Genomic DNA, 20,868 nt, shown 5'->3' on the forward strand with positions numbered 1-20,868 from the left:
GCCCGCGGCGGACACTGCCCTGGTCAGCCCCGCGGGGACTCGTCCAGGACGACGCGCACGTCCCGCTCGGCGCCGCCGGCGTCGCGCACCCGCAGCAGCACGGCCTCGCCGGGCGTCCGCGCGCGGATCGCGACGATCAGCTCGTCCGACGCGGTCACGGGGCGCCCGTCGATGGACAGCACGACGTCCCCGGGCCGGATGCCCGCACGGTCGGCGGGGCCGCCGGGGGTGACCGGCTGCTGGCCGGCCTGCGGCTCGCCGGCGACCCGCACGCCCTCACCGGTGTAGCCGGAGTCGAGCAGGACGCCGATCACCGGGTAGGTGGCGCGGCCGGTCTCGATCAGCTGCTCGGCGGTGCGGCGCGCCTGGTCGGACGGGATCGCGAAGCCGAGGCCGATGCTGCCGCCGCTGGTCGCGGACGTGCCGGGCGGCTGCGCGATGGCGGAGTTGATGCCGACGACCTCACCGGCGGCGTTCACCAGCGGACCGCCGGAGTTGCCGGGGTTGATCGCCGCGTCGGTCTGGATCGCGTTGATGAACGCGGTGGACTCGGCGCCGTCACCGGCGGCCACCGGACGGTTCCGGGCGCTGACGATGCCCGACGTGACCGTGCCGGCCAGCCCGAGCGGCGCGCCGACCGCGACCACCGGGTCGCCGACCTGCACGTCCTCGGAGACGCCGAGCACCAGCGGGGTGAGGCCCTCGGCCTCGACCTTGAGGACCGCGAGGTCGTACTCCGCGGTGCTGCCGACGACCGTCGCGTCGAGCTGCGAGCCGTCCGCGAGCAGGACGACGACCGTCGCCCCGGCGGTGGTGGCGGCCGCCACGACGTGGTGGTTGGTGAGGATGTAGCCGTCCTGCCGGAGCACGAAACCCGAGCCGGTGGACGACCCCGACGCCGCGGAGACCTCGATCGACACGACCGAGGGCAGCACCCGCTCGGCGATTCCGGCGACGCTGTCCGGCGCCCGGTCCCCCGCCCCCGTGCCGACGGACGCGGGCAGACCGGCATCCACGAGCCGGGCGTCGTCGGACTCGACGCGGCTGCCGACGACCCCGCCGACCAGCCCCGCGCCGAACGCCACCACGACCAGACCGGCGACGACGCCGAGCGGGATCCGGCGCCGGCGGCGCGGGCGGGTGGGTGGCGCGAACTCGGGGTACGGCGGGACGCCCGCCCCCGGCACGGGACCCGCGCCCAGCACCGGGGCGGGGGCGGCACCGGGGTCGGTGGGCAGCGGCGCCGCGGCGGGCCACGCCGCCGGGCGGTGCGTGCCCGGGCGCACGGACCAGCCGGCCGGCGGCGCCGTCCAGCCCGCGGGTGCGGCGGCCGGCGGGGCGAACGGGTCGGCGGGCGGGGTCGCCGGGCGGGTCGGCGGCGCGAACGGGTTGCGGTCCTGCGGCGCGGGCACGTCGCGGTCGTGCTGCCCGGGCGGGAGCGGCTGCTCGGGCGTCGTCACGGCAGGTGCATCGCGGCGGTGAACGTGTCCCACCCGCGGGTCAGGCGGGCGGGGATCCCGGCGTCGAACCCGCCGTCGGGGAACTGCTGCACGACGGTCGCGACCTCCGGCCCGCTGCCGGCGGAGACGACCTCGACGACGGTGTCCCCCGACTGCCAGGCGGCGTGCCACGGCGCGGTGGACAGCAGGTAGACCGTGCGGCCGTCGAGGTCGAGGCGGTCGGCCGCGGTGAGCGCGGACACGTCGAGGCGGCCCTGCTGCTCGGTGACGACGACCTCGCCGCCGGTCGGTCCGGTCAGGTCGAGCTCGAGGGTGCTGCCGGCGTCGCGCAGCCGCACCGAGGTGACGGACCAGCCCTCGGGGACCTCCGCGGGGCAGGTCCAGCCCTGAGCGCGCATCCAGTCCAGGTACTCCTGGGTGGAGGCACCCTCGGCGGGCTCGGCGACCGGGTCGGTGACGGCCGCGGGGAGCGCGGGTGCCCCGCCGTTGCCGAGCACCTGGAGCGCGTCCGCGGAGGCGGTCGCGGGGGCGACCTCCGGGCGGTCGCCCAGCAGGAACAGACCCACGGCGACGACGCCGAGCCCGGTGAGGGAGCCGACGGCGGCGCGCAGGCCCCGGCGGCCGGCGCCAGCGCCGGCGAGGACACCGCGGCCGCCCAGCACGGGGCGCGAGCCGAGGACGCCGCGGTCGCCGCCGAGGACGCCCTGCCCCTGGCCGAGCAGGGTGCGACCACCCGCCAGCAGGCCGTCGAGCGCACCGGACGCGCCGGTGTGCTGCACCGGCCGCGCGCCGGACGGCGGCACGAACGGGTCCATCGGCCGGGCGGTGGCGCGGGCGGTCTCACCGGCGGTGCGCTGCCGGTCGGCGCCGGGCACCGAGCGGGGGTCCGGCGGACAGCCGAGCGCGAGCAGGCGCGCGGTGAGGTCGCCAGCGGGCCGGACGTCGTGCGCGTCGGACAGCACCCGGCGGGCGGCGCGGGCGGAGGCGAGGTCGGCGGCGCAGCGGGCGCAGCAGGTGACGTGCGCGAGCGCGCGCTCCGTGGCGGCCGGGCTGAGCTGGCCGTCGACGAGGGCGCTGACCCGGTCGCCGAGGTGGGCGCTCACCGGGAGCCTGCCGTGGCGGTCACCCCGGGGCCGAGGTCGGCGTCGGCCGGCTCCGCGAGGCCGGCGCGCACCGCGGCGGGCGCGCGGTGCTCGAGGGAGACCCGCAGCCGGGCCCGGGCCCGGTGGATGCGGGAGCGGACGGTGCCGAGCTTGATGCCGAGCGTGACGGCGATCTCCTCGTACGACAGCCCCTCGATGTCGCAGAGCACCACGGCGGCGCGGTACTCCGGGGGCAGCTCGTCGAGCGCGCGCTGGATGTCGACGTCGAGGTTGTCGTGCTCGAACGCACGCTCCGGGCCGCCGTCGGTGGCCGGGTAGCGGTCGCCGTCCTCGCCCATCGCGTCCATCCGGATCCGCTGCCGGCGTCGCGCGCCGTCGAGGAACAGGTTGGTCGTGATGCGGTGCAGCCAGCCCTCGAAGGTCCCGGGCGTGTACGTCGACAGGGACCGGAACACCCGGACGAAGACCTCCTGCGTGAGGTCCTCGGCGTCGTGCCGGTTGCCGGTGAGGCGGTACGCCAGGCGGTAGACGCGCGTGGAGTGCTCCCGGACGATCGCCTCCCACGTCGGGGGCTGCCAGTCCGGGTCGGGCAACGAGGTCGCCATCCACGTCCTTCACGTCGAGGGCCGCGCGGGTGCGGCTCGGTGGTCCATCATCCCAGGCGCGCGGTCCGGTGGCGAACCGGCCTGGTCAGGGGAGAACGCGCGCGCGACCCGCCGAGTTCCCCGACCGGCTCGCGGGGGCGCGCGCACTAGGCTGACGCACGCGCGCACCCGCGCCGCACGCACGCCGGTGCCCGGCGCACCACGCACGTCCCAGGAGGACACCATCGCCACCGACAAGGCCGCCAGCTGGGTCTACGCCGAGGGCTTCAGCCCGGAGGACGAGACGCTGCTGCGGGCCCGCGACCGCGCCGGCGAGCTCGGCTGCACGCCGGTCCAGGCGGGGACGGGCGCGGCGCTGACCGTGCTCGCGGCGGCGGCCCGTGCGCGCGCGGTGGTCGAGGTCGGCACCGGTGCCGGGGTCAGCGGCCTGCACCTGCTGCGCGGGATGCCGTCGGACGGCGTGCTCACCACGATCGACGTCGAGGTCGAGCACCAGCGCGCCGCGAAGGCGGCGTTCGCCGAGGAGGGCGTGCGGCCCGCGCGCACCCGGACGATCTCCGGCCGGGCGCTCGACGTGCTGCCGCGGCTGACCGACGGCGCGTACGACCTGGTGTTCGTCGACGCGGACGTCGAGGCTACCCCGCGTACGTCGAGCAGGCGGTGCGGCTGCTGCGCCCGGGCGGCGTGCTGGCCGTGGACGACGCGCTGTGGCACGACCGGGTCGCCGACCCCGCGCGGCGCGACGAGGCCACGACGATCGTCCGGGAGACCGGTCGGCGGGTCCGCGAGGACGACCGCCTGCTCCCGGCGCTGCTCACCGCGGGCGACGGCCTCCTGGTCGCCGTCCGCCGCTGACCCCCGCACCGAGGTCGCACCGCCCGGCGGCCGCCGGGGCCCCGGTCGTGCACGCAGCACGACGCCCGCGCACCCCGGGGACGGGGACGCGGGCGACGTGGGGCCGGCGGGGTCAGCGCAGGGCGGCCAGGTAGCGCAGGAGCAGACGCGCGCCGTAACCCGTCGCGCCCTCGGTGACCTCGTGCTTGTCGGCGGCGGCGCGCGCCGGGCCGGCGATGTCGAGGTGCGCCCACGTCCGGCTGCCCACGAACTCCCGCAGGAACAGTGCGGCCGTGATCGAGCCGCCCCCGTACTTCAGGTCCTGCGCGACGTGCCGGAGGTCCGCGACGGTGGACCGCACCGCGTCGGCGTAGTCGGGCACCAGCGGCATCGACCAGACGGGCTCGCCGGAGTCCGCGGCGGCCTCCTCGAGCGCCGCCGTCAGCCGCGGGTCGGTGGCGTACAGCGCGGCGTGCTGCCGGCCGAGCCCCAGGCTCGCCGCACCGGTGAGCGTCGCGACGTCGAGCAGCACGTCGGGGTCGAGCGTCGCGTCGGCCCAGGCCAGCGCGTCGCCGAGGACCAGACGGCCCTCTGCGTCGGTGTTCGCGATCTCGACCGTGCGCCCGCCCCACATCCGCAGGACGTCGCCCGGGCGGTACGAGGACGCGCCGAAGTGGTTCTCGGCGAGCGGCAGCACCGCCGTGACGCGGTGCGGGACCCCGGCGGCCGCGGCGCCCAGCACCGTGGCGAGCGCGACGGCGGCACCCGCCATGTCGGTCTTCATCGGGACCATCGCCTCGCGCGGCTTGATGGAGATGCCGCCGGTGTCGTACGTGATGCCCTTGCCGACCACGACGACGTGCCGGGGCCGCCGCGAGCCGGAGGCCGTCGCGGGCTCGTACGTCACCGTGACCAGGCGCGGTGACGACGCGGAGCCGCCGCCGACGGCGAGGATGCCGCCGAAGCCCTGGGCCGCGAGCTCGCGCGGTCCGAGCACCTCGACGCGCAGGCCGGCGGCGCGGGCGAGCTCGCCGGCGCGGTCGGCCATCCACTCGGGGTCCTTGGTGCTGGACGGGGTGTTCGCCAGGTCGCGGACCAGCCACGTCGCGGTGGCACCGCGGACGGCGTCGGCGAGGGCGTCCTGCGCGGGGGCGCCGTCACGGCCGACGACGACGAGCTCGGCCGCCGGGGCGTCCTTCGGGCTCGCGGGCGCGCCGATCCGCTGCACGCGGTAGGCGGCCAGCAGGTACCCCTCGACGAGTGCCCGCACGGAGCGGGGGCCGTCGGCGCCGGGCTCCGTGCCGACGGTCGTGAGCACGCGGCCCAGACCGCGCGTGGCCCGGGCGAGCGCCGCACCCGCACGGCGCAGGTCGTCGGGCGTCCCGTCGCCGACGCCCACCAGGACGAGGCGCCGGGGCAGACCGGACCAGGGCAGGGCCGTGCCGGCGCTGCCGACGGGGCGGGGCAGCAGCAGCGTCCACGCCTCACCGGGCGCACCGGTCAGGCCGGCGCGCTCGGCCAGCTCGGCCAGGTCGATGCCGTACCGGGCGGCGGCGTCCGCCGTGCCGCGCCGGGGCTGCAGGTCGGTGTCGTCCGGCGCCGCCGGGGCGACCGGGACGGCCACCGCGTCGACGTCGGGCGCGGTGAGCAGCTCCGACGACGCGAGCGTGCCGGCGGTCAGCGAGACCGCCGGCACCTCGCGGCCGACGCGCACGGCGGCGGTGGTCAGGGAACGAGCCACGTCAGCGCGCGTCCGTGCCGTCAGGAGACGACGGAGGTGAGCGCCTCGCCCAGCTCCTGGGCCTCGGTCGCGTTCAGCTCGACGACGAGCCGGCCGCCGCCCTCGAGCGGGACGCGCATGACGATGCCGCGACCCTCCTTGGTCACCTCGAGGGGACCGTCACCAGTCCTCGGCTTCATCGCGGCCATGCGGGGCTCTCCTTCGCGTCGTGGCTGGGTGGCCGGGTCCTGATCACGCGCGCACCGCGGGGGGCGGCACGGGCGCGGACGGGGCTCCGGCACCCGGATGTCCAACGGTCAGTCTAGTTCACCGGGGCGACGAACAGGGCCGTGCGCTGCGGATCCGTGCCGCGGGAGCGCCCCCGCGGTCACGGCGGCCACCCCGACGGCGGCACCAGCCGCCAGATCTGCCACACCCAGACGACCTGCAGCGCGAGCATGACGACGACCACCGCACCGGTCCACGCCCGGCGGGCCCACCGGGGCCGTGCCACCACCCCCGCCGTGGCCGCCGCCAGCGGGAACGCGAGCACCAGGAACCGCGCGAGGCTGCTGCCGGGCTCGACCGCCGCCGCCAGGTAGAGCAGGTACGCGGCCGACCACGCGTGCAGCTCCCGGCCCAGGCGCCGGGTCGCCGGCGCGAGCAGGCACACGGCCACGAAGGCCGCCGCGGCGAGCACCACCCACGGCGCGGCCGACCCGAACCAGAACTGCGGCACGTACGCCCACCCCGCGAACGGCGCGGTGGTCCGCTCGCCGCGCCACGCCTCCTGGGTCTGCAGGTAGGCGTCGGGGACGCCCGTCGCCCAGCCGACGACACCGATCCACGCGAACCCGGAGACCACGGCGGTGACCGCGAGCGCGCCGAGGCCGACGAGGTCCCGCGCGGGCGGCCGCTCCCCCGCGGCGCGCCACTCGCGCCACCGCACGACGGCGTGCACCAGGACGACGACGGCCATCGGCAGCGCGACCGCGCGCGTGAACCCGAGCGCCAGCACCGCCAGGCACGCCCAGCCGTACCGGCGGGTGACGACGGCCAGCAGCGACGCCGCGACCAGCAGCAGCGCCAGCGACTCGGTGTAGCCGACCTGGAGCACCACGGATGTCGGGAAGACGCTGACCAGCAGCACCGTCGCCAGCGGCAGGCCCGGGCGGGCGGCGACCGCGCGGGGCGCGCCGGCGACGACGGTGCGGTGCACGAGCAGCACCGCACCCGCGCCGAGCAGCAGCGAGACGGTCGGCGCGACGACGGCCCACGAGCCGCCGGTCAGGTGCATGAGCGCGCCCACGAGCACCGGGTAGAGCGGGTAGAACGCCCACGCGTTCTGCTGCACCACCCCGTCGGCCCCGACCGGCAGCGTCGTCGGGTACCCGCCCTCGGCGATCTGCCGGTACCAGGACGCGTCCCACATCAGCCCGGTGTACTCGGCGTACCCGGGGGCGGCGCCGGTCCAGCCGGTCGCGGCCTGGTGCGACGCGACCACCACCAGCACGACCGCCGAGAACGCCCTGGCCGCCGCGTACACCGCGAGCGCCTGCAGCCACCACGGCCAGGTGCGGGGGTCGGTCCGGCTCACGCCAGGCCCCGGACCGCGCGGGCCGGCGGCGCCTCCCCGCGCAGCGCCGCGACCATGTCGACGGTCCGTCGGGTGGCCCGGACGTCGTGCGCCCGGAACACCCGCGCCCCGAGCCAGGCCGCGACCGACGTCGCGGCCAGCGTGCCCTCGAGGCGCTCCTCGGGCGGCAGGTCGAGGGTCTCCCCCACGAAGTCCTTGCGGGACAGCGCGACCAGCACCGGGTGGCCGAGCGCCGTCAGCGCGGCCGTGCGTCGCACCAGGTGCAGCGAGTGCCAGGTGTTCTTGCCGAAGTCGTGGGTCGGGTCGACCAGCACGCTCGCGGGGTGCACCCCGAGGTCGACGGCACGGGCCGCGGCGGTGCGCAGCGTGCCGAGCACGTCGTGCAGCACGCCGTCGCGCGGGTCGGCGTCCGCCGGGGCGTCGTCGGGCAGCGGGTAGGACACCCGCAGCGGGTCGGTGCGCGGTGCGAGGCCTCCGGTGTGCGAGCAGACCACACCGAGGCCCCGCTCGGCGGCCACCTCGACCAGCGCCGGGTCGTGCCCCGCCCAGGTGTCGTTCAGCAGGTCGGCGCCGGCGTCGGCGGCGGCCCGGGCGACCTCGGCGCGCCACGTGTCGACGCTGACCAGCAGGTCCGGGTGCCGACGGCGCACCCGCTCGACGAGCGGGACGACGCGCGCGATCTCCTCCGCGACGTCGACCCGCGGTCCCCGCCCGGCGCGCACCCCGCCGAGGTCGACCAGGTCGGCGCCCTCCTCCTCGGCGCGCGCGACCGCGGCGTCCGCCCCGGCGTCGTCGTACCGGGCGGCGGCGTAGAACGAGTCGGGCGTCCGGTTGACCACCGCCATGACGACCGGCTGCCCGGGGCCGAACCAGCGCCCGCGCAGCAGCAGCGGCGCGCCGGCCGCGGGCACGGGCACGGGCTGGGGCGCGGGACCGGGCCCGGGGTCAGCGACCACCCGCGCCGTCCTCGACGCCGGCCTCGGCGTCCACCTCCGCCTCGGAGGCCTCCTGCGCCTGCTCGGCAGCCGCGGCGGCCGCGCGCTCGGCGGCCCGGATCTCGGCCCCGCGGTCCCGCACGATCCGGACGGCGTCCTCGGGGTCGTCGACGAGCTGCAGCAGGGCGAGGTCGGCCTCGCGGATCATGCCGCGCTCGAGCACCGGTCCCCGCAGCCAGTCGATCATCCCCTGCCAGTAGTCGGTGCCGACCAGCACGATCGGGAACTCGGTGACCTTGTGCGTCTGCACCAGGGTCAGCGCCTCGAACAGCTCGTCGAACGTGCCGAACCCGCCGGGCAGCACGATGAACCCCTCGGCGTACTTCACGAACATCGTCTTGCGGGCGAAGAAGTACCGGAAGTTGACGCCGAGGTCGACCCACGGGTTCATGCCCTGCTCGAACGGCAGCTCGATGCCGAGCCCGACGGACAGGCCGCCCGCCTCGGTCGCGCCCTTGTTGGCGGCGGACATGATGCCGGGGCCGCCGCCGGTGATGACCGCGTACCCGGCCTCGGCGAGCTTGCGGCCGACGGCCTCGCCCATCGCGAAGTCCGCGTGCTCGGGCAGCGTCCGCGCCGAGCCGAACACGCTGACCGCGGGGCCGAGCTCCGCGAGCGCGCCGAAGCCCTCCACGAACTCCGACTGGATCCGCATCACGCGCCAGGGGTCGCCGTGCAGCCAGTCCGCGCCCTCGCCGCGGGACAGCAGACGCTGGTCGCTGGTGGTCGCGGGGATCTGCCCGCGCCGGAGCAGCACGGGGCCCTTGCGGTAGCCGGACCCGGGTGCCGGAACGCCGTCGTCACTCATGGCGCCGACTCTACGGTCCGCACCCGGGTGCGGGCGGGCGAACTCCCGGGGTCACCCCTGGTCAGGCCGTCAGCCACGCCCGCAGGGCGTCGTGGCAGAGCGCGAGCTGGCCGACGGGCAGCCGCTCGTCGTCCTTGTGCGCGAGCAGCGGGTCGCCCGGGCCGAAGTTCACGGCCGGGATGCCGAGGGCCGAGAACCGTGCCACGTCGGTCCAGCCGTACTTGGGCGCGGGCGCGCCGCCGGTCACGCCGAGCACGGCGGCGGCGAACTCGGCCGCGGCCGGGTCGTCCAGCCCGGGGCGCGCGCCCGCCGCCGCGTCGGTGACGACGACCTCGAAGCCGTCGAACAGGGCGCGGACGTGCGCGGCGGCCTCGTCGACGGACCGCGACGGGGCGAACCGGTAGTTCACCGTCACGACGCAGGAGTCCGGCACGACGTTGGTGGCGATCCCGCCGCTGATCAGCACCGCGTTCAGGCCCTCGCGGTAGACCAGGCCGTCGACCTCGACCGACGCCGGCTCGTACGCCGCCAGCCGGGCGAGCACCGGCGCCGCCCCGTGGATCGCGTTCACGCCCGTCCAGGCCCGCGCGGAGTGCGCGGCGACGCCCGGCACCCGCACCTCGGCGCGCAGCGTGCCGTTGCAGCCGCCCTCGAGGCCCGCGTCCGTCGGCTCGCACAGCACGGCGAAGTCCGCGGTCAGCCAGTCCGGGTGGTTGCGGGACACGCGGCCGAGGCCGTTCAGCGACGCGTCGACCTCCTCGTGGTCGTAGAACACCCAGGTGACGTCCCGCGTCGGGGCGTCCAGCGCGGCCGCGAGCGCCAGCTGCACCGCGACCCCGCCGAGCATGTCCACGGTGCCGCGACCCCAGAGCACGGCGTCGGCGCCCTCGCCCTCCAGGCGGGTCGGCAGGTTGTCCGCGACCGGCACCGTGTCCAGGTGGCCCGCGATCACCACCCGGGTCGGCCGCCCGAGGTGCGTGCGGGCGACCACGGTGTCCCCGTCGCGCAGCACCTCCAGGTGCGGGTACGCCCCCAGCGCCGCGACGACCGCGTCCGCGAGCGCCGTCTCGTCGCCGCTCACCGAGGGGATGTCGCAGACCTGCCGGGTCAGCGTGAGCAGGTCGGCGGTCAGGTCCAGCTGCGTGGTCGTCGTCACCCCCGCGACCCTACTCGGGCGCCACCACTCAGCCTCCGGCCCCCCGTAGGCTGGCCCGCATGAGCGACCGCACCGCCTGGGGCTGGGGCCTGGCCACCGTGACCGGCTCCGGCTCCGTCCTGGACACCTGGTACCCGCAGCCCGCCCTCGGCGACGTCCCCGAGGCCGCGCAGTGCCCCGAGGAGCTCGCCGCCCTGGTCGGCACCGACGAGCCGCGCGGGGTGCGCACCGAGACCGTGCTGACCGTCGTGGACCTCGACGGCGAGCCCGTCGACACCGCGGACGCGTACCTGCGCCTGCACGTGCTGTCCCACCGGCTCGCGGCGCCGAACACGATCAACCTGGACGGCGTGTTCGGCGTGCTGCCGAACGTCGTCTGGACCGACCGGGGGCCCTGCGCCGTCGAGGGCTTCGAGACGACCCGCGCCCGGCTCCGCGCCGAGTCCGGTCGCCCCGTCACGGTCTACGGCGTCGACAAGTTCCCGCGGATGGTCGACTACGTGCTGCCCGACGGCGTGCGGGTCGCGGACGCCGACCGCGTGCGGCTCGGCGCGCACCTCGCGGCGGGGACGACCGTCATGCACGAGGGCTTCGTCAACTTCAACGCCGGCACGCTCGGCACGTCGATGGTCGAGGGCCGGATCTCCCAGGGCGTCGTCGTCGGCGAGGGCAGCGACATCGGCGGCGGAGCGTCGATCATGGGGACCCTGTCCGGCGGCGGGCGCGAGCGCGTGTCCATCGGCGAGCGGTCCCTGCTCGGCGCCAACGCCGGCCTGGGTGTCTCCCTCGGCGACGACTGCATCGTCGAGTCCGGCCTCTACGTCACGGCCGGCACCAAGGTCACGCTGGTCGGCGAGACCGGTCCCGACGGCGCCCCGCGCGTGGTGAAGGCCCGCGAGCTGTCCGGCTCCGACGGCATCCTGTTCCGCCGCAACTCGCTGACCGGCGGGGTCGAGGCGGTCGCGCGCACGGGCACCGGCATCACGCTCAACGCCGCGCTGCACGCGAACTGACCCGCGTGGCCCACCGGCTGTCCCGCCTCGGCTGCGCGGCGCTCGCCGCGCTGGTCGTCCTGGTCGCGGCGGTCGGTGGGGTCGTGTGGTTCCTCGACGACCGCAGCCCGGCCCTCGCGTCGCGGCAGTGCACGGCCACGCTCGACGGAACCGCGTGGGCGCTCTCCGCGGACCAGGCGGACAACGCCGCGCTGATCGCGCTCACCGCGACCTACCGGGGTCTGCCCGCGCGCGCCGCCACCATCGGGCTGGCGACCGCCCTGCAGGAGTCGCGCCTGATCAACATCGACTACGGCGACCGCGACTCGGTCGGGCTGTTCCAGCAGCGGCCGTCCCAGGGCTGGGGGACCGTCGAGCAGATCATGGACCCGGTGTACTCGACCGGGAAGTTCTACGACGGGCTGGTCGGGGTCCCGGGGTACACCGAGCTACCGGTCACCGAGGCGGCGCAGGCCGTGCAGCGCTCGGGGTTCCCGGACGCGTACGCGCAGCACGAGGGCCGGTCCCGGGCGTGGGCGTCGGCGCTCACCGGCTGGTCGACCGGCGTGCTGCACTGCGACCTCGACCCGGTCGAGGGCACCGCCGACACCGACGCGGCGCTGGCCCGCGTGCAGCGCGACCTCGGCGGGACCGTGTCGGCCGCCGTGGACGCCTCCGCCGACCCCGCGACCGGCGTGGTGCTCCAGCTGGACGCCGCCGGGCTGACGGCGGTGTCCGGCGGCGACCCCGCCCGCTCCGGCTGGGCCGTCGCGCAGTGGGCGGTCGCCGCGGCGGAGGCCCTGGACGCGGTGGCGGTCGACGTGGCCGGCGGCCGGTGGGAGCGCGGCGGCGCCGGCTGGGCACCCGCCCCCGCGGACGCCCCGACCCCCGCGCCGGGCACGGTCGCGATCACCCTGGCCCCCTGACCGACGCCCCCGGGTGCCCGTCGCCCCGGGTGCCCTCCGCCGAGACAGGGCCCGCGCACCGAGACAGGGCCGTCGGGGGTCCTGTCTCGGCGCGGCGGACCTGTCTCGGCGACGCACCGAGCCACCGACGCGCCGAAGCACCCGCGCACCGAGCCGCCCGACCGCCGAACCGCCGGCGTCACGCCCGGGGTCAGCGCAGGGCGGCGAACGCCGCGATCTCCTCCCGCAGGGCGTCGGCGAGCTCCGCGAGACCCGTGCCGTCCCCGCGCCCGGCGGCCCCCGCCACGGCGTCGACCTGGTCGGACATGCCCGCGATGATGTCGTCGATCCGGCCGATCGCCCGGCCGGCCTCGTCGGCCGCGGCCTGGGCGGCCACCACCTGCCGGGCGATGTCGTCCGACCGGCCCGCGGAGTCGTCCGCGAGCGAGCGCACCTCGGACGCGACGACCGCGAACCCGCGACCCGCCTCGCCGGCGCGCGCGGCCTCGATGGTGGCGTTCAGGGCCAGCAGCCGGGTGCGGCTCGCGATCGACTTCACCAGCCCGGCGGCGGCCTCGATCTGCGCGGAGGTGTCGGTGAGCTCCTGGACGGTGGACCGCGAGTCGCGCGCCGCGTCGGTCGCGGACGCGGACGCCGCCGTCAGTGCGGCCGCCGACGCCGCCAGGCCCTGCGCCGAGTCGGCCACCCGTGCGGCGACCCCGACGAGCCGGTCGGCGAGGTCGTCCCGCTCCGCCTGGTCCCGGGACGTCCGCAGGGCCGCCCGCTCGAGCCCGGCCCGCGCGGCGTCGATCCGCACCGCGCCGGCCCGGAACGCGCCCGGCATCCCGCGGCGCAGGAACCGCCGGTGGAACCGCCCCTCCTCCGCCGCGGCCAGCGACGCCTGGGACTCCCGCACGTACGCGTCGACCAGGTCGGCGACCCGGTTGAGGGCGTCGCGGGCACGCTGCACCGCCGGGTCGCCGTCGAGGGCCGGGAGCCGGTCCTCGAGGTCACCGGCGGCGAGGCGGTCGCAGAACGCCGCGACGAGGTCCAGCGACTCCCGCGTGGCGGGGTCGAGCCCGGGCTCGTCGACCACGGTCCTCCCCCGGCTCACCGGGCACCCCCGGCTGTCCCGACCCGGGACGGGTCCACCGCGTCGTCGCCGCCCGCGAGGGACCACACCAGCTCGTCGTAGGTCGTGCCGAGGTCGGCCAGCGCCCCGTCGAGCGCCGCGGCACCCGCGGCGAGCTGGTCGGGCGTCCGGGTGTGCGCCGCCTCCGCGGCCCGGACCCGCGCGTACAGGTCGGCGACCGTACGTCGGGTGCCCGGCGGGACCCAGCGGCGGTTCGAGTGGTAGCCGACGACCGACCCGTCGGCGCCGAGGGTCGCCGTGACGTGCGCGAGCACCCAGTAGTGCCCGCCGTCCGCGGCGAGGTTGAGCACGTACGCGAACAGCTCGCGGCCGGTGGGGATCACGTCCCACATCAGCCGGAACACCGCGCGCGGCATGTCCGGGTGCCGGATCAGGTTGTGCGGGCTGCCCAGGATCTCCGGTTCGGCGTAGCCGCTGACGCGCAGGAACACGTCGTTGGCGTACGTCACGACCCCGCGGGGGTCGGTCTTCGAGACGATGATCTCCTCGGGCCCGAAGGCTCGTTCGATGCCGGTCGGCCCCGCCGCGCGTCGCCCACGCACGGGTCCGGGCCGCCGGCCGGTGCCGTGCGTCTGCACGGCCGCGGTGGGCGACATGCCCCACTGGATCGGTCCGGAGTGCGGCGTTCTGACCGGTTCGTCCGGACCGATCCGGGTGAATCCCCCGCAGGGGACTCACCCGGACGGCTCAGCGGTCGGCGACGGCGCGGTAGTCGCGCTCCGGCGAGCCCGAGTACACCTGGCGCGGGCGGCCGATCTTGGTCTGCGGGTCGGTCATCATCTCGCGCCACTGCGCGATCCAGCCGGGCATCCGGCCGAGCGCGAACAGGGGCGTGAACATGCGGTCGTCGAAGCCCATCGCCTTGTAGATCAGGCCGGTGTAGAAGTCGACGTTCGGGTAGAGCTTGCGCGAGATGAAGTACTCGTCCGACAGCGCGATCTCCTCGAGGCTGCGGGCGATGTCGAGCAGCTCGTTGTTCTGGCCCAGGGCCGCGAGGACGGCGTCGGCGCTCTCCTTGACGATGGCCGCGCGCGGGTCGTAGTTCTTGTAGACCCGGTGGCCGAAGCCCATCAGGCGGACGCCCTGCTCCTTGTTCTTCACGCGGGTCATGAACTCGCTGGCGTCGCCGCCGTTGGACTGGATCTCCGCGAGCATCCGCAGGACGGCCTCGTTCGCGCCGCCGTGCAGCGGGCCCGACAGGGCGTTGATCCCCGCGGCGACCGACGCGTACAGGTTCGCGTGGCTGGAGCCGACGATCCGGACCGTCGAGGTGGAGCAGTTCTGCTCGTGGTCGGCGTGCAGGATCAGCAGCTTGTCGAGCGCCTTCACGACCGTCGGGTCGACGTCGTACTGCTGGTACGGCACCGCGAACGTCATCCGCAGGAAGTCCTCGATGTACCCGCGGGAGTAGTCGGGGTACAGCAGCGGCTCGCCGCGCGAGGTCCGGTGCAGGTACGACGTGATGGTCCGGGTCTTGGCGAGGATCAGCACCGTGGCGAGCTCGACCGTCTCCGGGTCGAACGGGTCCAGCGACTCGGGGTAGAACGTCGCCAGGGCGTTGATCGCGGAGGACATGACGGCCATCGGGTGCGCGCCCGACGGGAACGTGCCCATGAAGGTGCGGAAGTTCTCGTGCACGAACGTGTGCCGGTTGACCCGCTCGACGAACGCGTCCAGCTCCGAGGACGTCGGAAGCTCGCCGTGGATCAGCAGGTACGCGACCTCGAGGAACGAGGACTTCTCCGCCAGCTGGTCGATCGGGTACCCGCGGTAGCGCAGGATGCCCGCGTCGCCGTCGATGTACGTGATCTGCGACTCGCAGGACGCGGTGTTCATGAAGCCGGGGTCGACGGTGACGAGGCCCGTCTCGCGCAGCAGCGAGGACACGACGACGCCGTCGTTCCCCTCGGTGGCGCGGACGACGGGCAGGTCGTGGGGGTTGCCGTTGACGACCAGCTGGACGGGCTCGGTGGCGACGTCGGACATGGCGCTCCTCCTCGGGCGGTGTGCGGGATGCGGACCTCGGGTCCGGTCCGCGAGGTCGTGCGGGGTCCAGCGCTGCCGGGGGGCCGCTACGGTGCGGGCGCGCGCCACGGGGGTGGCACCGGCCTGCCCTGACGCTACTTCCCGTCCGGGGGGTCGACCATCCCGGAAAGGACCGCGGGCCGTGTGACTCGGGTCACAGGTCGAGCGGCGTCAGCGTGCGGCGACACCCTCGAGCCGCGCCGCGGCGGCGGCGATCCGCTCGTCGGTGCCGGTGAGCGCCACCCGGATGTGCCGGGGCGCGCCGTAGAACGCGCCGGGGGCCACGAGGATGCCGAGGTCGGCCAGCCGACCGACCGTGGCCCAGCAGTCGTCCTCCCCGTCGGCGGGCCGCGCCCACAGGTACAGCCCGGCGGCGGAGCGGTCGACGACCAGGCCCGCGCCGGCGAGCGCCGTCAGCAGCACCGACCGGCGCGCGCGGTACCGCTCGCGCTGCTCGGCGACGTGCGCGTCGTCCGCGAGGGCGACCGTCATGGCCGCTTGGACGGGCGCGGGCACGATCATCCCGAGGTGCTTGCGGGTGGCGAGCAGGTCCGCGACCAGGGCCGGGTCGCCCGCGGCGAACGCGGCGCGGTATCCCGCGAGGTTCGACTGCTTCGACAGCGAGTACAGCGCGAGCAGCCCGGTGACGTCGTCGCCGCGCACCCGCTCGTCCAGGACGCTGGGCACGCCCTCGCTCGCCCACGGCTCGTCCCAGGGCAGCTCCGCGTAGCACTCGTCGGACGCGACCACGACGGGCCGGCCGGTCCGGGCACCGACGGCCCGGGCCGCGTCCACGACGGCGCGCAGCTCCGGTACGCCGAGAACCCGCCCGTCGGGGTTGCCGGGGCTGTTCAGCCACACCAGCCGGACCCGGTCCGCGTCGGGACCGGTCAGCAGGGCCACGGGGTCGTCGGTCGGGACCGGCTCCGCGCCCGCGAGCCGCGCGCCCACGTCGTAGGTCGGGTACGCGGCCGCCGGGTGCGCCACCAGGTCGCCGGCACCCAGGCCGAGCAGGGACGGCAGCAGCGCCACCAGCTCCTTGGAGCCGACCGTGGGCAGCACGCCCGCCGGGTCGAGCCCCGGGACGCCGCGGCGCCGGTCGAACCACGCGACGACCGCCTCGCGCAGCGCGGGCGTGCCCCAGGTCTGCGGGTAGCCGGGCGCGTCGGCGGCCTCGGCCAGCGCGCGGCGGACGACGGCCGGCGTCGGGTCGACCGGGGTGCCGACCGACAGGTCGACGATGCCGTCGGGGTGCGCGCGCGCCCGGTCGCCGTACGGGGTCAGCGTGTCCCAGGGGAAGTCCGGCAGCGCGCCGGTCAGCAGACCCACGCGCTCAGTCGCCGTGGACCTGCAGCGGGAGCGTGGCGATGACGGGGTGGTCCTTGGCGATCATCCCCATCTTCGCGGCGCCGCCCGGGGAGCCCAGGTCGTCGAAGAACTCGACGTTCGCCTTGTAGTACTCGCTCCACTGCTCCGGGACGTCGTCCTCGTAGTAGATCGCCTCGACGGGGCAGACCGGCTCGCAGGCGCCGCAGTCCACGCACTCGTCGGGGTGGATGTAGAGCGACCGCTTGCCCTCGTAGATGCAGTCGACCGGGCACTCCTCGATGCACGCCTTATCCTTGACGTCCACGCAGGGCTGGGCGATCACATAGGTCACGGTGTCCTCCACGCGCCCGTCCGGGGACGGTGTCGGGCGCGGTCCGGGTTCGGGTCGGGCTGGCGGCTCCTAGTATCGCTCACCTGCGCACTCCCGGCGCAGCGGCGAGAGGAACCCCACACATGTCCGAGTCCCCGCTCGCCGCCGGACCCGCCGGCCCCTGGCGGGACTGGCGGCCCGGCCAGCGCGTCGTCGTCCGCCGTCGGCTGCCCGCGGGGTCGCCGCAGCCGTACACCGACGTGCTCGGCGACCTGCTGGCCGTCGACGACGAGGGCGTGACGGTCCGGACCCGACGCGCCGGGGACGTGCAGGTGCCGGGCGCGGAGATCGCCCTGGGCAAGGTCGTGCCCCCGGCGCCGGTGCGCCGACCGCGACGCTGAGGCCGCGGCCGGCGGGCCGACGTCACCCCGCGGGCGGCGCCGCGGCCGGGTCCGGGCCGCAGACCACGCGGTTCTGCGGGCGGTACGTCCAGGAGAACGGCTCGGTGGCGACGACCTCGCCGTTGAGCTTCACCGTGCGGGTCACCGTGATGCGGAACCCGGGGTTGCCCGGTGACTGCGCCTCGCACGTGGGCGACTGCGAGTAGACCGTGGTCGGCTGCACCACGTTCGTCTTCGGACCCGACTCGGCGATGACCTCCCAGTACGGGGTGCCCCAGAGCCGCACGACCGTCTGGCCGCCCTCGACGTACGCCTGGACGAGCGCGCCGTAGGGGGTGTTGTTCTTCCACCGCATGTCGAGCGTGCCGGTGAAGAGCGTCGCCTCGCGGCCCGCCGGGTAGCGGCTGAACCACTCGGAGTGCGGCTTGTGCTCGATGTCCTCCATGCCGGCCAGGTACGCGGCGTTGAAGGTCGTGGTCGACAGCTGCGACAGCCCCCCGCCCCACGCGTCGGTGTGCTGGCCGTTGACGATCGCGCCCGCGGTGGTGAAGCCGTGCGCGGCGTCGATCGGGCCGAGCGCGTCCGTGAGGCTGAACGTCTCCCCCGGCCGGACGAGCGTGCCGTTGATCGCTGCGGCGCCTGCCGCGATGTTCTGGGTGCGGCGCGGCTCGCTGGTCAGCGGCGTCGAGAACTCCGCGACGACCGACGTGATGCCGAGCGCCTCGAGCGCGGCGGTCGTCTGAGCTGGGTCGGACTCCACGAGCTCGACCGCCGCGGTGCGTGCCTGCGCGGTGACCGCACCCGCGACGGCGGTCGCCAGCGTGGCGGGGTCGAGCGTCGTGCCGGGCGTGCCCGGGACGATCACCGGGCTGCCGCCCTGGAACTCGAACCGCGCGTCGGACGCGGTCGTGAGCAGGTCGGTGGTGCGGGCGATCACCGCGTCCACGAGCACGGGGCCGTCCATCTGCAGCGCCAGGTCGGAGTCGGCGGGCACGAACGACGCCGCGGACACCAGGACGTCACCCGGCAGCTCGACGTTCTGCCCGGCGACCTGCACGACGACCGGCCCCGCACCGACCTTCGAGGCCACGTCCTGCAGCACCCGGTCGGTCTCCTCCTGCGTGATGTCCGGGACGACGACCTCGGTGGTCAGGGCGATCGGGCGGGCTGCGGTCAACCAGGTCCGGGTGAGCGTGTCCCGGGCGGCGTCCGTGTCGAGCGACCAGCCGTCGACGGCGTCGACCGCGTGCGGCGCACCGTCGGCGAACACGATGGACCCGTCGACCGGCGCGAGCGACAGCGTCTCCGCCAGCCCCGCCATCGCGTCGTCCAGGGCGGCCTCGTCGACCACCGTGACCGGCTCCGCCGCGCCCGCGCCGACGATGTGCTCCCACAGGCGCTGCGGGCGCAGGTCGACCCCGGTCAGCCGCTGCACCGTCGCGTCGACGTCGAGGCTCAGACCCGCGACCGCCGGGTCCACCGAGCCCGTGATGTCCTCCGCCGTGACCGGCACCGGCTCCGTCGGCAGGTCGCCCAGACCGGAGGTGAGCGCCTCCTCGGCGTCCGCGGCGGCCAGGCCACCGACCTCGACGCCCGCGACGGTCGTGCCGCGCGGCACCCGGTCGGCCAGGGCGTAGGCCGCGCCGACGTAGGCGCCGCCGAGGACGACGACGATGCCCGCGACGACCAGCGTCGCACGCAGCCAGCGGCGCTTCGGCCGGTCCTCGTCGAACTCCGACAGCGGCGACCACGTGTCGTCGGAACCCGCGTCGTCGCCGTCGGAGCCCGGGGACGGGTCTGCGACTGCCGGGGTGGCGGCGACTGCCGGGGTGGCGGCGGCGGGGGTGGTGCGGGGCTGCTCGGCCGCGGGGCGGGTGGCCTCGGGTCGGGTGCTGGTCCGCTCGGGGGGCGCGTCGTGCGCCGTGGCGGGGAGCACGGTCGTCTCGGCCGTGACCGGGGCGGCGGCCGCAGCGGCGGTTCCGGCTGCGGCTCCGGCGACGGCGGCCGGGACCCGCTCGACCGGCGCCGGGATGCCCGCGGCGGGCGTCTCGGAGGTGTCGGCAGCGCGAACGGGCTCGACGGGGGCGGGAGCGGCGGCCGTGGGCGTGGCGGCGGTCTCGGCCGTGGGCGGCGCAGGGACCGGCGTGGACGCCACCGGCGGTGCGGGCGCGACGGCGTCGACGTCGGGTCCGGCGGCCGGCTCGGGCACCGACGCGGCGGCAGGAGGCTGCACGGCGTCCGGAGCCGGCACGGCGGCAGGAGCCACGGCGTCCGGAGCCGACGCGGCGTCGGACGCCGTCGCAGCGTCGGACGCCGTCGCGGGCGCGGCATCCGCCTCGATGGGGTCGTCCGACACGACAGGCCCGGCGGCGGCCGACGTAGCCGCGGGCGCAGCGTCGTCGGTCGCCTCCCCGGCGCCGGGGCGGGCGGGCGCAGCGTCGGCAGCACCCGCGACCGGTGCGGACGGGGCGGCGACGACGGCGTCGGTCTCAGGCTCCGCCTCGACGTCGGTGCCCGTCCTGACCTCGTCGTCGGACGCCACGGGGGTCGCGGCCTCGGCGGCGGGTTCGTCGGAGGTGGTTCCGGCGACGGTGGTCTGGTCCTGCGCCTGCACGCCTGCAGGAGCGGCGTCGCCCGCGGCCGCCTCGGCATCGGTGGGCGTCGCGTCGTCCACGGCTGCCTCGGCATCCGTCCCGGGCGTCTCGGCGTCGGCGGCGGCCTCGGCATCCGTCTCGGGCGCGTCGGCGTCGGCGGGCGCGTCAGCGTCCACGGCACCCGTCTCGGACGCGTCGGCACCGGCGGACGCCTTGGCATCGGCGGGGGCCTCAGCATCCATCTCGGGCGCGTCGGCGTCGGCGGGCGCCTCAGCGTCCACGGCATCCGTCTCGGACGCGTCGGCACCGGCGGACGCCTCGGCACCGGCGGGCGCCTCGCCGTCCACGCCGTGCTCGCCCTGGGTCCCGGTGTCGGACGTCCCGCCGCCGGCCTGCTCCCCCGTGGCTCCGGCCGCGGCCGCAGCCTCCGCGGGAGCCGCCGGACCCGCGGACGGCACGATCCGCCCGAGCAGCGCGGAGATCCGGTCGACGTCGACCGGCGGGAGCATCCCGACGCCGACGGCGGGCAGCGGCCCGCCGGTCGCGGGCGGGGTCGCGGCAGCCGGGGTCGCGGCGGGCGCGGCCGAGTCGCTGTCCGCGCTCCGGGCCGGGGTGGTGCTGGGGTCGGGCGCGGCGTCCCCGGTGGTGGGGTCGACGTCCTGCGCGACAGGCGGGTTGCCGTCCGCGTTGCCCTTGCTCATCCAGTCTTCCCCCTCGCACGACGACGGCCCCGGTGCCCCGGGGGCCGCAGCGGCGATTCTACGGGCGCGACCTGCGCGGTCCGCGCGGCGAAGGGCCCGTGGACGGCACCACTCAGGTCACGAGTTCGCAACGGTCGCCGCCCCGGGTCTGCCGCCGGTCAGGGCCGGGTCAGGTGCCGG

At 76.6% G+C, this 20,868-nt stretch carries 18 protein-coding genes and 1 pseudogene; 4 read left to right on the forward strand and 15 right to left on the reverse strand.

Going from position 1 to position 20,868, the window contains the following annotated elements; genetic code table 11:
* Window positions 1-23: 23 nt before the first annotated feature.
* The 3 genes from AC1VL8_RS00645 to sigE are packed head-to-tail and all read right to left on the reverse strand — an operon-like array spanning window position 24 to window position 3,168.
* On the reverse strand, window positions 24-1,460 hold the full coding sequence (locus tag AC1VL8_RS00645; RefSeq protein ID WP_483073729.1) for a S1C family serine protease: 1,437 nt from the start codon (window positions 1,458-1,460) through the stop codon (window positions 24-26).
* On the reverse strand, window positions 1,457-2,563 hold the full coding sequence (locus tag AC1VL8_RS00650) for a zf-HC2 domain-containing protein (protein ID WP_483073730.1): 1,107 nt from the start codon (window positions 2,561-2,563) through the stop codon (window positions 1,457-1,459). The genes AC1VL8_RS00645 and AC1VL8_RS00650 overlap by 4 nt, the downstream gene beginning before the upstream one ends.
* Complete coding sequence (gene sigE / locus AC1VL8_RS00655; protein WP_389230921.1) at window positions 2,560-3,168, reverse strand: RNA polymerase sigma factor SigE; 609 nt, start codon at window positions 3,166-3,168, stop codon at window positions 2,560-2,562. The genes AC1VL8_RS00650 and sigE overlap by 4 nt, the downstream gene beginning before the upstream one ends.
* 223 nt (window positions 3,169-3,391) lie before the next feature.
* Between sigE and AC1VL8_RS00660 the strand changes: the two are divergent.
* Window positions 3,392-4,023: pseudogene (locus AC1VL8_RS00660) on the forward strand (O-methyltransferase).
* Between the two features lie 112 nt (window positions 4,024-4,135).
* Here AC1VL8_RS00660 and AC1VL8_RS00665 read toward each other — a convergent pair.
* The 6 genes from AC1VL8_RS00665 to dapE form a co-directional block, all read right to left on the reverse strand.
* On the reverse strand, window positions 4,136-5,743 hold the full coding sequence (locus tag AC1VL8_RS00665; protein ID WP_389230924.1) for a leucyl aminopeptidase family protein: 1,608 nt from the start codon (window positions 5,741-5,743) through the stop codon (window positions 4,136-4,138).
* A gap of 20 nt (window positions 5,744-5,763) precedes the next feature.
* The gene (locus tag AC1VL8_RS00670; protein ID WP_082812748.1) at window positions 5,764-5,931 is read right to left on the reverse strand and encodes a DUF3117 domain-containing protein; all 168 of its coding nucleotides are present in this window, start codon (window positions 5,929-5,931) and stop codon (window positions 5,764-5,766) included.
* 179 nt (window positions 5,932-6,110) lie between these two features.
* A complete protein-coding gene (locus AC1VL8_RS00675; protein WP_483073731.1) occupies window positions 6,111-7,319 on the reverse strand; it encodes a hypothetical protein in 1,209 nt (402 codons plus the stop codon).
* On the reverse strand, window positions 7,316-8,275 hold the full coding sequence (gene folP, locus AC1VL8_RS00680; protein ID WP_483073732.1) for a dihydropteroate synthase: 960 nt from the start codon (window positions 8,273-8,275) through the stop codon (window positions 7,316-7,318). Before folP ends, AC1VL8_RS00675 begins: the two co-directional genes overlap by 4 nt.
* Entirely contained in the window at window positions 8,265-9,122 is an 858-nt protein-coding gene (locus tag AC1VL8_RS00685) for an LOG family protein (protein ID WP_483073733.1), read from the reverse strand. The genes folP and AC1VL8_RS00685 overlap by 11 nt, the downstream gene beginning before the upstream one ends.
* A gap of 61 nt (window positions 9,123-9,183) precedes the next feature.
* Window positions 9,184-10,278, reverse strand: a complete 1,095-nt coding sequence (dapE, locus tag AC1VL8_RS00690; protein ID WP_483073734.1) for a succinyl-diaminopimelate desuccinylase — start codon at window positions 10,276-10,278, stop codon at window positions 9,184-9,186.
* A gap of 59 nt (window positions 10,279-10,337) precedes the next feature.
* On the opposite strand from dapE, the gene dapD reads away from it, so the two are divergent.
* On the forward strand, window positions 10,338-11,291 hold the full coding sequence (gene dapD, locus AC1VL8_RS00695) for a 2,3,4,5-tetrahydropyridine-2,6-dicarboxylate N-succinyltransferase (RefSeq protein WP_483073735.1): 954 nt from the start codon (window positions 10,338-10,340) through the stop codon (window positions 11,289-11,291).
* 5 nt (window positions 11,292-11,296) lie between these two features.
* A complete protein-coding gene (locus tag AC1VL8_RS00700; protein ID WP_389230943.1) occupies window positions 11,297-12,196 on the forward strand; it encodes a hypothetical protein in 900 nt (299 codons plus the stop codon).
* Between the two features lie 190 nt (window positions 12,197-12,386).
* On the opposite strand, the gene AC1VL8_RS00705 is transcribed toward AC1VL8_RS00700, so the two are convergent.
* The 5 genes from AC1VL8_RS00705 to fdxA all read right to left on the reverse strand — a co-directional run bounded on the left by AC1VL8_RS00705 (window position 12,387) and on the right by fdxA (window position 17,013).
* Window positions 12,387-13,271, reverse strand: coding sequence for a methyl-accepting chemotaxis protein (locus AC1VL8_RS00705; protein WP_389230946.1), 885 nt, complete (start codon window positions 13,269-13,271; stop codon window positions 12,387-12,389).
* A 14-nt stretch (window positions 13,272-13,285) separates the two neighbouring features.
* A complete protein-coding gene (locus AC1VL8_RS00710) occupies window positions 13,286-13,924 on the reverse strand; it encodes a PAS domain-containing protein (protein WP_389230948.1) in 639 nt (212 codons plus the stop codon).
* A gap of 91 nt (window positions 13,925-14,015) precedes the next feature.
* Window positions 14,016-15,314 (reverse strand): citrate synthase, encoded by a 1,299-nt coding sequence (locus AC1VL8_RS00715; RefSeq protein ID WP_389230951.1) that lies wholly within the window; start codon window positions 15,312-15,314, stop codon window positions 14,016-14,018.
* A 210-nt stretch (window positions 15,315-15,524) separates the two neighbouring features.
* Window positions 15,525-16,682 (reverse strand): succinyldiaminopimelate transaminase, encoded by a 1,158-nt coding sequence (dapC, locus tag AC1VL8_RS00720; RefSeq protein WP_483073736.1) that lies wholly within the window; start codon window positions 16,680-16,682, stop codon window positions 15,525-15,527.
* Between the two features lie 4 nt (window positions 16,683-16,686).
* Entirely contained in the window at window positions 16,687-17,013 is a 327-nt protein-coding gene (gene fdxA / locus AC1VL8_RS00725; RefSeq protein WP_179688157.1) for a ferredoxin, read from the reverse strand.
* Between the two features lie 122 nt (window positions 17,014-17,135).
* Between fdxA and AC1VL8_RS00730 the strand changes: the two genes are divergently transcribed.
* On the forward strand, window positions 17,136-17,393 hold the full coding sequence (locus AC1VL8_RS00730; protein ID WP_483073737.1) for a putative acetyltransferase: 258 nt from the start codon (window positions 17,136-17,138) through the stop codon (window positions 17,391-17,393).
* 22 nt (window positions 17,394-17,415) lie between these two features.
* Here AC1VL8_RS00730 and AC1VL8_RS00735 read toward each other — a convergent pair whose 3' ends face one another.
* Window positions 17,416-20,688: a VanW family protein gene (locus AC1VL8_RS00735; RefSeq protein ID WP_483073738.1), complete on the reverse strand. Its 3,273-nt coding sequence runs from the start codon at window positions 20,686-20,688 to the stop codon at window positions 17,416-17,418.
* Between the last annotated feature and the right edge of the window lie 180 nt (window positions 20,689-20,868).

The sequence above is a fragment of the Cellulomonas sp. KU4C genome (assembly GCF_056868065.1).